The sequence below is a fragment of the Ekhidna sp. genome, from assembly GCF_963691765.1.
Taxonomy (GTDB): Bacteria; Bacteroidota; Bacteroidia; order Cytophagales; family Cyclobacteriaceae; genus Ekhidna.
In genome coordinates this window covers 1,181,311-1,194,702 of sequence record NZ_OY829375.1, presented here as the reverse complement: position 1 = coordinate 1,194,702, position 13,392 = coordinate 1,181,311, and the positions used below count along the sequence as shown (strand labels likewise).

Sequence of the window (13,392 nt, the reverse complement as noted above, 5' to 3'; positions counted from 1 at the left end):
TTAATTATCAGTTATGCAGCCAGTTGAGGCCGAGGATACCAGTTTTGAATATTTGTATAATGAACCTTTTTTCACTTTTAAATCAGGAGCTTTCCAGTCACGTTTTCTTTGTTCGAGCTCTTGATCGCTTACTCCAAGATGAATGATGTTTTTCTCTGCATCTATAGTGATCGGATCTCCATCTTTGATCACGGCAATAGTTCCTCCCACTTGTGCTTCAGGGGCAATGTGCCCAACAACAAATCCATGAGTGCCTCCGGAAAATCTTCCGTCCGTAATCAGGGCTACTTTATCTCCAAGGCCTGCACCCATGATTGCAGCAGTTGGCTTGAGCATCTCGGGCATTCCTGGACCTCCTTTAGGACCTTCATACCGTATCACGATAACGTCGCCTTCTTCTACTATTCCTTTGGATATTCCGTCATTAGCCTCGTATTCGCCATCAAATACTTTCGCCTGGCCGGAAAACTTTAATCCTTCTTTACCTGTGATTTTTGCGACTGCTCCTTGCTCAGCCAGGTTTCCATAAAGTACTTGAATGTGCCCGCTAGATTTTATAGGGCGATCTACTGGCATAATGATATTTTGATTGTTTAGATCACCGGCTTTTTCAACATTCTCACCTAATGTTTTACCTGTGACTGTCATGCATTCACCATCAATCATATTCTCCTTAAGAAGGAATTTCATAATGGCTGGCATACCACCAATTTGATGTACATCTTCCATTAAATACTTCCCACTTGGCTTTAAGTCAGCGAGGAATGGCGTTTGGTCACTTATTCTTTGAAAGTCTTCCAGGGTATATTCGATGCCGGCAGTATCTGCAATGGCCAAATAATGCAATACTGCATTGGTTGATCCTCCTAGTACAGTTAATAGGGTAATGGCATTGTCAAGCGATTTTTTTGTGACTATATCTGAAGGCTTGAGATCCAGCTCAAGACACTTCATCACAGCAGCTCCGGCTTCTTTACTTTCTACCGTTTTTTCAATTCCTAATGCTGGATTTGATGAGTTAAAAGGCAAAGACATACCCAATGCTTCTATAGATGAAGCCATTGTGTTGGCAGTGTACATGCCTCCACAAGCTCCTGCGCCGGGGCAGGCATTTTCAATCACTTCTTGATATTCTTGTTCGTTAATTTTCCCGGCTACTTTTTCTCCCCAAGCCTCGAAAGCAGATACCACGTCGAGCTTTTTATTATTCACACAACCGGAGGCAATTGTTCCGCCATATACCAATACAGAAGGTCGGTTTAATCGCAACATTGCCATTAGTGCACCTGGCATATTTTTATCGCAACCCACAACAGTAACCATGGCGTCATAGCTCATTCCACGTACGACTGTCTCCATGGAATCAGCAATTATATCTCGAGATGGGAGTGAGTATCGCATACCGGGAGTTCCCATAGAAATACCATCACTTACTCCAATGGTGTTAAAGATCAAACCAATACCGTCAGCCTTGTTGACACCTTCTTTTGCATGTTTAGCAAGATCATTTAGGTGCATATTGCACGGGTTCCCCTCAAAGCCAGTACTGGCTATCCCTACAAGGGGTTTTTTTAGATCATCCCTCGTAAGTCCTATCGCGTGAAGCATTGCTTGAGCTGCAGGTTGCGACTCATTTTGGGTGACAATTTTGCTGTATTTATTTAGTTCTTTCATAGAATTTGGGCATAAAAAAACCCTTCTCTGAGTTGAGAAGGGTTCTTAAATTTTTACAAATCAATAGTCTTCTCAACTCCTATTATGGATGATAATAATTAGGTTAATAGAGACGATATTGACGATATATAGTGCCATTTGGCTTTTCTTCCTGTATGTTTTGTTAGATGATGCAATTTAGTGAAACCTTTGATTTTTCACGTTTTATTTGAAGGTCTCCTTTTTCTTCGATGAACCATGCGACTACATCACCAACTTTCGAGCAAGCACTTGCTTCGTTTTTACCACTCAAATCTTTGGTGACAATGTCGTTGTTTAATGCCCATCTTACACCGCGCTTAATCATATCAGACTCTTCGAATAATCCGAAGTGTTCGTACATCATGGCTACAGATAAAATTGCAGCCATTGGGTTTGCAATATCTAGACCTTTAGCTTGAGGAAAGGATCCATGAATAGGTTCAAACAACGCTGATTTTATGCCAACTGAAGCTGAAGGAAGCATACCTAATGATCCTGTAATTACACTGGCAAGGTCAGAAATTATATCACCAAACATATTTTCTGTCAGGATCACATCAAATTGAGATGGATTAAGTACAATCTGCATAGCAGCATTATCCACGAATAGATAGTCAACTTCAATTTGAGGATACTCCTTGCTGATGTCTTGAATTACTCTCCTCCATAATCTTGATGTTTCAAGAACATTTGCTTTATCAATAAGCGTCAACTTATTTCTTCGGTTAGAAGCAGCCTCAAAAGCTTGATATGCAATTCTGGTGATCTCTTTTTCTGAGTATTCGCATAGATCGGAAGCTTGACTTTTATCGTCAGACAAATGCTTTTCCCCAAAATATATTCCACCGGTTAGTTCTCTAAATATGATGAAATCAACATCGTTTAAAAGTTGATTCTTCAATGGAGAAACATCATTCAACAGATCATATGTTGCGATTGGTCGGATGTTTGAAAAGAGCTCCAATGACTTTCTCAGTTTTAAAAGCCCTTGCTCAGGTCTTACTTCGAGCGTTGGGTCATTATCGTACTTCGGATCGCCAATGGCTCCGAGAAAGATTGCGTCGCTTGATAAACATGCTGAAAGTGTCTTTTCAGGAAGCGGATCCCCATGCTTGTCTATTGCTATTGCCCCAAAATCTTCTTCAGTCAGCTCAAAATTGTGATCAAAGGATTGGTTGATCGCATTTATTACTTTCAGTCCTTGCTCAACAACCTCAGGCCCTATGCCGTCGCCAGGTAGTACGGTTATTTTCTTCTCCATGTCAGATTACGATATAATTTGAAATTTCAAAAGCCAATATTTCTGGCCTTAGTTTGATGAGGTATTCCGTTTCATCTACCCCATCAAGTAAACATTGTTTTTTGAATGGATGGATATCAAATGTTTCTTCGATTCCAAGCGAGTCGCAAGAAATTATTTGCGATTCTAAGTCTATATCTATGATAGTGTCTGGAAGTGAAGTAGCTATATCCATAAATATTTTTACTTTCTCTTCGCTTAACTCAATAGGGAGTACGCCATTGTTATAGGCATTACCCTTGAATATGTCAGCAAATTGAGAAGATATCACGGCCTTGATTCCGTAATCAGAAATAGCCCAGGCTGCATGCTCACGGCTAGATCCACATCCAAAGTTGTTTCCGGCAATTAGAATTTCAGCACCCGATCTTTGCTTCTCGTTCAAGACGAAATTGGGCTCTGGATCATAACCCTCTGTGTAGCGCCAATTATAAAATAGGTTTTTACCATAGCCAGATTTATCTACTTGCTTGAGAAACTCAGCAGGTATGATCTGATCCGTATCGATATTATCGATCGGGAGGGGGAAAGCTTTGGAACTAATTTTCATTGATTAGGAATAATGTTGGGTCTGTGATTTTACCGGTTATGGCTGAAGCTGCTGCAGTTAGTGGGCTTGCCAAGACAGTTCTTGATCCTGGACCTTGTCGACCTTCAAAGTTTCTATTCGATGTAGACACACATAGTGAGCCTGACGGAATTTTATCTTCATTCATTGCCAAACAAGCAGAGCATCCAGGTTCTCTAAACTCAAAACCTGCGTCGCTAAAAATTTTATCTAGCTTTTCGTCAATGGCTTGCGTTCTAACCTTCATAGATCCAGGAACCACCCAAACTTGAACATTGTCGGCTTTTTTCTTCCCCTTTACTAGATTGGCTACTGCTCGTAAATCTTCAATTCTACCATTGGTACAGCTTCCTATAAACACGTAATCGATAGATTGATCCGCTATTTTATCTTGAGCGGAAAATTGCATGTATTCTAATGATTTATTGGAAATGTGAGATGAGGAGCCAATTTTCTCATTCAGTTTTATCCCGGTATCAGGAGCAGTACCGGTTGTAACCATCGGGAAAATGTCTTCTCCGGAAAAAGTTAGAGTTTCATCAAAGGCTGCATCTGAATCAGAATTCAGCTGCAGCCAAGATTCTACAACCTCATTACTTATATCTTGTCTGTTTCTTACGTAATCGATGGTGGTTTCATCAACCCCAATTAGTCCACCACGAGCGCCCATTTCAATACTCATATTGCAAACAGTCATTCGCTCTTCCATGGTCATGTTTTCAAATACTTCTCCAGCGTATTCAACGAAATAGCCAGTAGCTCCTTCAGTACCTAGTTGGGCTATAATGTATAGAATCACATCCTTTGCTGAGGTGGCATATCTGAGCTTACCATTGATTTCAATTTTCATTGTTTTTGGCCTGGAGAGAATTAGCGATTGTGCTGCCAATACTTGCTCAACTTGCGTAGTTCCTATGCCAAATGCGATTGAACCAAATGCACCATGAGTGGAAGTGTGACTGTCGCCACAAACAATAGTCATCCCCGGTTGTGTATAGCCTAAGTCTGGTCCGATTATATGTACGATGCCCTGGTTTTCATGGCCCATCCCGAATAATTCGATTCCGAATTCTTCACAATTACTTATCAATGAAGCTACTTGGGTTGCGGATAATTTATCCTTTATTGGTTCTGATTGATTCTTTGTAGGGACATTATGATCAGCAGTGGCCAAACATCTATGTGGCATGAGCACACCAAGTCCTCTTTTCCTCAGACCGTCAAATGCTTGCGGACTGGTTACTTCATGGATATAATGTTGATCTATAAACAATAGATCAAGTCTATCAGACACCTGCTTTACAGTATGATTTTCCCAAACTTTATCAAATAACGTCTTTCCCATTATGCAACAACCTTAATGTTTTGGAAAATCTCATGTAGGTGTCCTTCTTCGATCGCTTTAACTTGATCTGCAACTTCAAGAAAGTGTTGATATGCAATCTTTAATCCATCTTGATCCAGTTGGTATCCAAGCTTCTTTGCATGAAAGTTTAGCGCTGCTTTTCCGCTGCGGGCAGTAAGAATAATTTCTGAACCCGAAGCTCCAACTTCTTCAGGATCAATTATTTCGTATGTCTCACGGTTTTTTATCACACCGTCTTGATGGATGCCTGATGAATGAGCAAAAGCATTAGCTCCAACTATCGCCTTGTTAGGCTGAACAGGCATATTCATCATCTCAGAAACCGTTTCACTTATTGGAACAATTTTTCTTGTGTCTATTTGATGGCTAACCTGAATATTTTCATGCTGGTTGATGATCATTACAACTTCCTCTAACGAAGTGTTGCCGGCTCTTTCACCAATCCCATTGATCGTGCATTCTACTTGTCGTGCGCCATTTATAACTCCAGCAATAGAATTTGCTGTCGCCAGCCCAAGATCATTGTGACAGTGAGTAGATAAAATGGCTTTATCAATATTTGGTACATTATTTACCAAATACGCGATCTTATCTCCGAATTGTTCTGGTAAGCAGTATCCTGTAGTATCAGGAATATTAATTATTCGAGCACCAGCTTCGATAACCGCCTCAACGACTCTAGCTAGATATTCATTATCTGTTCTTCCCGCATCTTCAGCATAGAATTCAACCTCAGCAGCTTTATTGCGAGCATAGCTTACTGCTTTGACTGCTCGCTCTATAATTTCTTCTTGACTGGAGTTTAATTTGAATTTTATATGTGAATCGGATGTTCCAATCCCAGTGTGAATTCTGCTGTGGTTAGCTTTTTTTAATGCGTCTGCTGCAACATCGATATCGTGTTCAACTGCGCGTGTAAGTCCACATATCGTAGAATTTCTTATTGATTCAGAAATCAATGAAACCGATTTAAAATCTTCGGGACTTGAAACTGGAAATCCGGCCTCGATAACATCCACTCCAAGACTTTCTAATCCGAAAGCAATTTCGAGTTTTTCTTCACTCTTCAATTGACATCCTGGAACTTGTTCTCCATCCCTAAGGGTGGTATCAAAAACATAAAGTTTATCCATTGTTGTTTACGATCCCGATTATGTTTGCACTTATACAAATTGAATAGAGGGACCGGTAAACGGAAAATCATATTTTTTTGTAATACACCGATTCAAAATGAATATTAGTGTGATAACCACCTAATTATCAATTAATTAAATAGATAAAAAAACACTTGTCCAAACAACTAACATATCAAATATTCAACTTGATTAAGCGTCTTACGAAAGCAGAAAAACGGCACTTTAAGTTGTATGTAAAAAGTAATAGTTCGGAAAAAGAGACAGCTGTAGTTAAGCTTTTTGATCTTTTGGATAGGCAAAATGAATTGGATGAGGAAAAAATTTTGAAGGCATTTCCAGGCGTACAATCCAATGTTCTTTCTAACCATCGCGCAAACCTCTATGAGCATTTATTATCCAGCCTTAGATTGCTCCATAATCATGATCCCGGAATACGGATTAAGGAGCTAATAAGCTATGCGGATTTGTTACATAACAAGGGGCTTTATGCACAGTGTTTGAATCAATTAAACCGAGCTAAGCAGATAGCTATTAAGAACCAAATGGATATTCTTAGGTTGGAAATTGTTGAGCTTGAGAAGCGTGTTGAAACTCGATATGTTACTGGAAGTACCCCAGATAGAGCTCAGGAGTTAACAAAGGAATCTCGGGACTTAAGGAGTCACTTTTATTTTGCTGGTTCATGGTCAGATCTCTCACTTGAGTTATATGACTACTACCTGAAATTTGGACATGTTACCAATAGGGAAGAGGCTGATAAAATCACAGATCTTTTTAAATCCAATGCGCCACAATCAGTAGATAGTAGTATGGGATCTGAAAGCATATTTTATTTTCAAAGTTACGTTTGGTATTATCATATTATTCAGGCTTTTCCTCTATGTTATAAGTATGCGAAACGTTGGTGCGAATACTTTGAAAAGCAACCTGGCCTGATGAAAGAAGAACCTGAAATGTATATTCGAGGCTATCACAATATGCTCTCTTCATTATTCTTCTGTGATAAAGTCTCAAGATTTAGAGAAGAGCTAGTTTCGTTGGAAAGGTTCATTGATAATCATGAAAATGAATTCAATGAAAACCAATTGATACAAGCATTCACTTATGTGGAAACAGCAAGGTTGAACTTATTCTTTCTTGAAGGAAAGTTTACAGATGGAGCAAAATATTGCTTAGAGTTCGAAAAGAGACTGGAATCGAATAAGGGCCGTATTGACATGCACAGGATGATGATTTTTCAGTATAAAATGGCTTGTTTGAAATTTGGAAGTGGTGATTTTCATGGCTCTTTAAGACACCTTAATGGAATAGTGAATAATCCTACACTCGCTCTAAAGGAAGACATTCAATCATATGCGAGATTCTTAAGTTTGATTGTTCATTATGAATTAGGAAATGATGATTTGATTTACTTTCAAATAAAATCCACATATCGCTTCATGCTGAAACTTAAAAACTTTCAGAAGGTCCACGCTGCAATTTTTAAATTTTTAAGACAGTCTCTTTATATCGATCGTGAAACGCTCATACCTTCCTTTGAAGGATTAAGAAATGAGTTTTTGGAAATAACCAAAGACAAATATGAGCGCCGACCACTTTTGTATCTAGATATGATTTCATGGCTAGAAAGTAAAATTTACAATCGACCAGTTGAGAAAATCATTCGGGAGAAGAAGCTTAATATGGGGGCATAAAAAAGCCAGAGACAATATGCCTCTGGCTAACCAGGTCTAGCTGGTTGAAAAGACCCTTTGGTTTAAATTTCTTATATAGACATCGCAAAGATGGCAAGATATGCAAGTGCCAAAGAAGCGATTCTTACCATAGTTCCAGTTTTTAAAAACTTTCTAGTAATGATTGCAGTATCGATATGGGTACCTTGATTTTCCATCTTTTTTTATTGTAAAAATCAGAATATCCAATATTTATTTGGTTTCGGAGATTCTCTTAGATGTTTGTAAGCATTATGCTTATGTCATAGGCACAATAAAAGCATAAAAAAAGCCATTCATCTATGGGATGAATGGCTTTATCTATATGCTAATTCTGGAATTATCCGATAGAAACTCGCTTAAATTCAGCAACTGTCATACCCTTAGATACTGAATCTAGGTATTGAGATACAGATTGAGAGCTATCTTTTACAAATGCTTGGCTAAGCAATGTGTTCTCTTTGTAGAACTTGTTAAGCTTACCCATTGCAATTTTTTCAATGATGTTCTCAGGCTTTCCTTCAGCACGAGCTTGTTCTTTTCCGATTTCAATTTCTTTCTCTACAACAACCGGATCAACACCGTCTTTGTCTACTGCTACAGGGTTCATTGCAGCAATCTGCATTGCAACGTCTTTTCCTGCATCTTCTACACCAGCACCGTTAGTGTTAGAAAGAGATACCATAACACCTAGTTTTCCATTTGAGTGGATGTAAGGAACAACAGCTTCTCCAGATACTACTTCAAATGCTTTTACTTCTAATTTCTCACCAATCTTACCTGTCAATTCAACGATTTTCTCACCAACTGTAAGATCACCAAGACTCATTCCATTTAGTGCTTCGATGTTAGAAGGCTTCTCAGCAAATGCGAGCTCTGCAATTTGGTTTCCTAGCTGAACGAACTCATCATTCTTAGCTACGAAATCAGTCTCACATGTGAATGCAATCAATGCGCCTTCAGAACCAGCATCGTTAGTCTTCGCAAAAACTACACCTTCAGAAGTTTCTCTATCTGCTCTTGATGCAGATACTTTTTGACCTTTCTTTCTTAAAAGCTCAACTGCTTTGTCGAAATCACCTTCTGCTTCAGTTAGTGCCTTTTTGCAATCCATCATGCCGGCACCAGTCATTTGCCTTAGTTTGTTTACGTCTTGTGCTGTAATAGCCATTTTAATTCTTGGTTTTAATGTTTCTACAAACAAAAATTGAACACCGAAATACATCAATGTTCAATCTTATGTTAAGATTTTATGTTCTTTTGATTTATTCCGCTACTTCGGACTTTTCGTCAGCAGCTTTCTTTGCTGCTTGCTCTTCCACTTGAGCCTGCTCTTCTTTGTCCTTCTTGCGTTCAGCCAATCCTTCCTCTAGTGCTTTACCAATGTAGCTTGTAATAAGCTTTATTGATTTGAAAGCATCATCATTACCTGGGATAGGGTAGTCGATCTTAGAAGGGTCAGAGTTAGTATCAACAATTCCGAATACAGGAATATTTAATTTCTGAGCTTCTGCAATAGCAATATGTTCACGCTTGATGTCAACTACAAAAAGAGCTGCAGGTAGTCTGTTAAGATCAGAGATACCTCCAAGTACTTTCTCCAATTTGTCCTTCGCACGGCTGATCATCAATCGCTCTCTTTTAGCAAGGTTTAAGTAAGCCTCTTCTTTCATAAGCTTTTCCATTCCTTGCATTTTTTTCAAAGACTTTCTGATAGTTGCAAAGTTGGTAAGCATACCACCTTGCCATCTTTCAGTAACATATGGCATGTTTAGTCTTTGAGCTTCTTGCTCAACTACTTCTTTCGCTTGCTTTTTGGTAGCAACGAACATCACTTTTCTTCCAGACCTTACTACTGCTTTCATTGCTTCTGTAGCATCCTCAAGACAATTAAGTGTCTTGTGAAGGTCGATAATGTGGATGCCATTTTTCTCCATGAAAATGTATGGAGCCATTGCTGGGTTCCACTTTCTGGTAAGGTGTCCAAAGTGTACACCTGCATCCAATAGATCTTTATGTTCTAATTTTTGCATCTCAATATTATCGTTTACTGAACTGGAATCTTCTTCTTGCTTTTCTTCGACCTGGCTTCTTACGCTCCACCATTCTGGAATCCCTTGTTAGGAATCCTTCAGACTTTAATGGGCTTCTGAACTCGGCATCTGCCTCGGTCAGCGCTCTGGCAATAGCCAATCTAACTGCTTCTGCTTGTCCCGAAGGTCCACCTCCGGTCACATTTACACTTATGTCAAAATTTCCATCTTGCTCCACTTTCACTAGTGGCTGCTTAACGATGGTTTGAAGAATTTCGGATGGGAAGTAAACGTTAAGTTCCTTATCGTTTACGGTTATTACACCTTTCCCACTCGTCATATAAATACGAGCTACTGAGGTCTTTCTCCTTCCTATGGTATTAATTCTGTCCATTCAGGTTTATAGTTTTACTTCTTTTGGTTTTTGAGCTGCATGAGGATGCTCCGCACCTTCATATACATATAGATTTTTGAAAAGTTGTCTTCCAAGTCTATTGATCGGAAGCATACCTTTCACTGCTTTTTCAACAATTCTTGTGGATGACTTTGCTTTAAGACTATTAGGAGTTTCAAAGCGCTGGCCTCCAGGATATCCTGTGTGACGAACATATTGCTTGTCTGTCCACTTGTTTCCAGTCAATCTGATTTTATCAGCATTGATCACAATCACATTATCACCACAGTCTATGTGTGGAGTATATGATGGCTTGTGCTTGCCTCTTATCATTTTAGCAACCTCACTTGCCATTCTTCCAAGTATCTGAGAATCAGCGTCTACAATGACCCAATTCTTTTCAACAGTCGCGCTGTTTGCTGATACAGTTTTAAAGCTGTTAGTATCCAATTTTATATTGATTTTATAATGTCAAAATCTGTCCCCTCGAAAAAGGGACACAAAAATAGAATTTTCATTTGAGAAAACAAACGTAGTGCTCTAATTAAATTTTCTTAAGAGCTTGAGTAACACGGAGAAATCTTTTGGATATTCTGCTTCTCCCTCAATTACTTCTCCATTGATGTCCTTAAATACCACTTGTGACGAATGCAATGCCACACGGTTTATCATAGCATTTTCTTCTTCCCACTTTTTATGATTAAAGTTTCTTTTCAGTTCCGAGAGATAGGCAGCCTTACCTCCATAGGTAGGATCATTTATTATTGGAGCCTCATGATATGCTAAATGTGCCCGAATCTGATGCATCCTGCCCGTAACTGGGAAACATTTAATTAATGTATGTTTTTTAAAAAGTTCAAGTGTGCCAATAAGCGTAAAAGAAGGCTTCCCAGATCTAAAATCTACTCTCGATTTTGTGGAAGTTGTATGAAGAGGTTCGTCTGCCTCAAAATCCTCAAACTTGTGAAGACCATGGATTACTGCATGATAGATTTTTTTGACTTCTCTATTTTCTAACTGCATAGCAAAATGCCTGTATGCATCCGCATTCTTTGCAAATACAACAATGCCTGAGGTCTCCTTATCTAATCTGTGACAGATTTGATATTCTTCATTTAGTTCTTTAGCCAGGCTTAGTAGGTTTTTGTTGTCTACCCGATCATCTAGACTCGCAATAAATGGAGGTTTATTTATCAGGGTATAGTTTTCATTTTCGAAGATGATTAATTCTTCGAAGGAAATTCGATTTAAATTCTTACGCATAGTCTTCTTGCTCTTCCCATCCTTCTTCTACCTTATCTATGTAGTTTGCTTTAGTCAATTCGAAATAAAATGTAGAGCCAACTTTGTACTGACTTTCCACAAATATTTCTGAATCGTGACTTTCTAAAATATGTTTCACAATAGATAGGCCAAGTCCAGTACCACCTTTTTCACGTGATCTACTTTTGTCTACTCTATAAAATCGCTCGAAAATACGTGAAATATCGGATTCAGGAATTCCTCGTCCATTATCACTAACAGAAATTCGAATCTTATCGTTGGCCGCATCTTCGAATTTGATTTTAGCTTCGCCGCCTTTTTTAGTGTATTTGATTGCATTGGAAATCAAATTGAGCATTACCTGATAGATTCTACGGTAATCCCCGCGAACGATAATTGGCTCCTTATATTTTTTTGACATTTTAAGTTCTACACCCTTCTTCTCGGCTTTCCCATCCAGCTGGTCTAAGATTTCGGTGCAGATACCTCTCATATCAAAATTCTCAAAGTGCATTTTAATCTCTCCAGATTCTATTTGAGAGATCGTAAGAATATCCTGAACTAAAAGATCAAGTGCATCCAAACTTTTTGCAGCCTTCTTTAAGAACTTTTTTCGAACTTCTTTATCATGGATAGCTCCATCTAAAAGTGTATGTACAAAACCTTGTGCAGCAAAAATTGGAGTTTTTAGTTCATGAGAAACATCAGCTATAAATTCTCTTCTAAAGTTTTCCCGTTCTTTTAATTCTTCAATTTCCTTTTCCTTGCTTTTGGCAAAGTTTGATATTTCTCGATCAATTCGCTTCAGAGGGTTTATTGAAGATGCTTTGCCTCTTAATGCAAGTTCGCTGTCTTTGATTCTTTTAAGAGAGATATAAATGTTTTCTATCTGCCTAAAAAAGAGAAATTCAAGTATTAGCCTGGCAAGGATATAAGAAGAAGAAAAAGCTAAAACAAAAGCGATTACTGTTGCAGTAGTTGTAATTCCTGGAACTAGCGAAAGAAAAGCAGTTGTGATTGCAGAAACACAAAGTGCTAAAAGTAATGCGATTGCTCGTGAATTAAACTGCATGTATTGCCTTGTTAATTACTAGAAGAATCAAACTTGTATCCAACACCCTTTACCGTAGTGATGTAGTCGTTACCAATTTTTTCTCTCACTTTTCTGATGTGTACATCAACGGTTCTTGCCAAGACATAAACATCTGTTCCCCAAATATTTTGAAGAAGCTCATCTCTACTAAATACTTTGCCAGGATTCTGAGCTAAAAAGTAAAGCAGTTCGAATTCTTTTTTTGGAAGCGAAATTTTCTCTTCACCATTTTTCACAGTATAGCTCGTTCTATCCACAATCAGCTCTCCAACTGTAATTGTACTAGACTCCTTTTTCTTCTTAGAGTCTCTTCGAAATAGCGCATTGATCCTGCTTATTAATGCTCTTGGTTTGATGGGTTTTGTGATGTAGTCATCCGCTCCCATATCAAAGGCTGCAACCTCCGAATATTCTTCCGATCTAGCTGTAAGAAAAATAACGAATGTATTGGCCATTTCAGGTTGCTCGCGGATTTGCCTACAGGTTTCGACACCATCTTGTTTGGGCATCATTATATCAAGTAGAATTAGGTCTGGAATAAAAGACTTAGCAATTTCAACTCCTTTGATTCCATCACTCGCCGTTTTCACATCGTAACCTTCCTTTGAAAGATTGTATTTAAGTAATTCAAGAATGTCTACTTCATCGTCTACTACAAGGATTTTTTGATTGTGTTTAGCCATCTCTGGGTGGTTGTTTTGAAAACTTTATCTTAAATCGTTCTTTACAATTCGGTAAACTATCACAGGATTTTAAAGCTATTAATCTTGTTTTAGTTCGTCTGATTCAACGTTATTCAAAATTACTCAGAAATCAACTGTATGTTAAAAAG

General features: G+C 38.4%; 13 protein-coding genes. 1 reads left to right on the top strand and 12 read right to left on the bottom strand.

What is annotated here, in order from left to right; genetic code table 11:
* The 5 genes from ilvD to ACY650_RS05605 form a co-directional block, all read right to left on the bottom strand.
* Complete coding sequence (ilvD, locus tag ACY650_RS05625) at positions 1–1,674, bottom strand: dihydroxy-acid dehydratase (protein WP_462252599.1); 1,674 nt, start codon at positions 1,672–1,674, stop codon at positions 1–3.
* 163 nt (positions 1,675–1,837) lie between these two features.
* A complete protein-coding gene (gene leuB / locus ACY650_RS05620; protein WP_462252597.1) occupies positions 1,838–2,956 on the bottom strand; it encodes a 3-isopropylmalate dehydrogenase in 1,119 nt (372 codons plus the stop codon).
* A gap of 1 nt (position 2,957) precedes the next feature.
* Complete coding sequence (gene leuD, locus ACY650_RS05615) at positions 2,958–3,545, bottom strand: 3-isopropylmalate dehydratase small subunit (RefSeq protein WP_462252595.1); 588 nt, start codon at positions 3,543–3,545, stop codon at positions 2,958–2,960.
* Complete coding sequence (gene leuC / locus ACY650_RS05610) at positions 3,535–4,908, bottom strand: 3-isopropylmalate dehydratase large subunit (RefSeq protein ID WP_462252593.1); 1,374 nt, start codon at positions 4,906–4,908, stop codon at positions 3,535–3,537. The genes leuD and leuC overlap by 11 nt, the downstream gene beginning before the upstream one ends.
* Positions 4,908–6,062, bottom strand: coding sequence for a 2-isopropylmalate synthase (locus ACY650_RS05605; RefSeq protein WP_462252591.1), 1,155 nt, complete (start codon positions 6,060–6,062; stop codon positions 4,908–4,910). Before ACY650_RS05605 ends, leuC begins: the two co-directional genes overlap by 1 nt.
* Positions 6,063–6,217: 155 nt before the next feature.
* Between ACY650_RS05605 and ACY650_RS05600 the strand changes: the two genes are divergently transcribed.
* Positions 6,218–7,759, top strand: coding sequence for a hypothetical protein (locus ACY650_RS05600; RefSeq protein WP_462252589.1), 1,542 nt, complete (start codon positions 6,218–6,220; stop codon positions 7,757–7,759).
* Positions 7,760–8,117: 358 nt separating this feature from the next.
* Here ACY650_RS05600 and tsf read toward each other — a convergent pair whose 3' ends face one another.
* The 7 genes from tsf to ACY650_RS05565 all read right to left on the bottom strand — a co-directional run bounded on the left by tsf (position 8,118) and on the right by ACY650_RS05565 (position 13,243).
* On the bottom strand, positions 8,118–8,948 hold the full coding sequence (tsf, locus tag ACY650_RS05595; RefSeq protein WP_462252587.1) for a translation elongation factor Ts: 831 nt from the start codon (positions 8,946–8,948) through the stop codon (positions 8,118–8,120).
* Between the two features lie 94 nt (positions 8,949–9,042).
* Positions 9,043–9,810 (bottom strand): 30S ribosomal protein S2, encoded by a 768-nt coding sequence (gene rpsB / locus ACY650_RS05590; RefSeq protein WP_462252585.1) that lies wholly within the window; start codon positions 9,808–9,810, stop codon positions 9,043–9,045.
* 7 nt (positions 9,811–9,817) lie between these two features.
* The gene (rpsI, locus tag ACY650_RS05585) at positions 9,818–10,204 is read right to left on the bottom strand and encodes a 30S ribosomal protein S9 (RefSeq protein WP_462252583.1); all 387 of its coding nucleotides are present in this window, start codon (positions 10,202–10,204) and stop codon (positions 9,818–9,820) included.
* A 6-nt stretch (positions 10,205–10,210) separates the two neighbouring features.
* Positions 10,211–10,654, bottom strand: coding sequence for a 50S ribosomal protein L13 (gene rplM, locus ACY650_RS05580; RefSeq protein ID WP_462252581.1), 444 nt, complete (start codon positions 10,652–10,654; stop codon positions 10,211–10,213).
* 90 nt (positions 10,655–10,744) lie between these two features.
* Positions 10,745–11,467: an RluA family pseudouridine synthase gene (locus ACY650_RS05575; protein ID WP_462252579.1), complete on the bottom strand. Its 723-nt coding sequence runs from the start codon at positions 11,465–11,467 to the stop codon at positions 10,745–10,747.
* Positions 11,460–12,539, bottom strand: coding sequence for a sensor histidine kinase (locus tag ACY650_RS05570; RefSeq protein WP_462252577.1), 1,080 nt, complete (start codon positions 12,537–12,539; stop codon positions 11,460–11,462). Before ACY650_RS05570 ends, ACY650_RS05575 begins: the two co-directional genes overlap by 8 nt.
* Before the next feature lie 11 nt (positions 12,540–12,550).
* Entirely contained in the window at positions 12,551–13,243 is a 693-nt protein-coding gene (locus tag ACY650_RS05565; protein WP_462252576.1) for a response regulator transcription factor, read from the bottom strand.
* Positions 13,244–13,392: the final 149 nt, after the last annotated feature.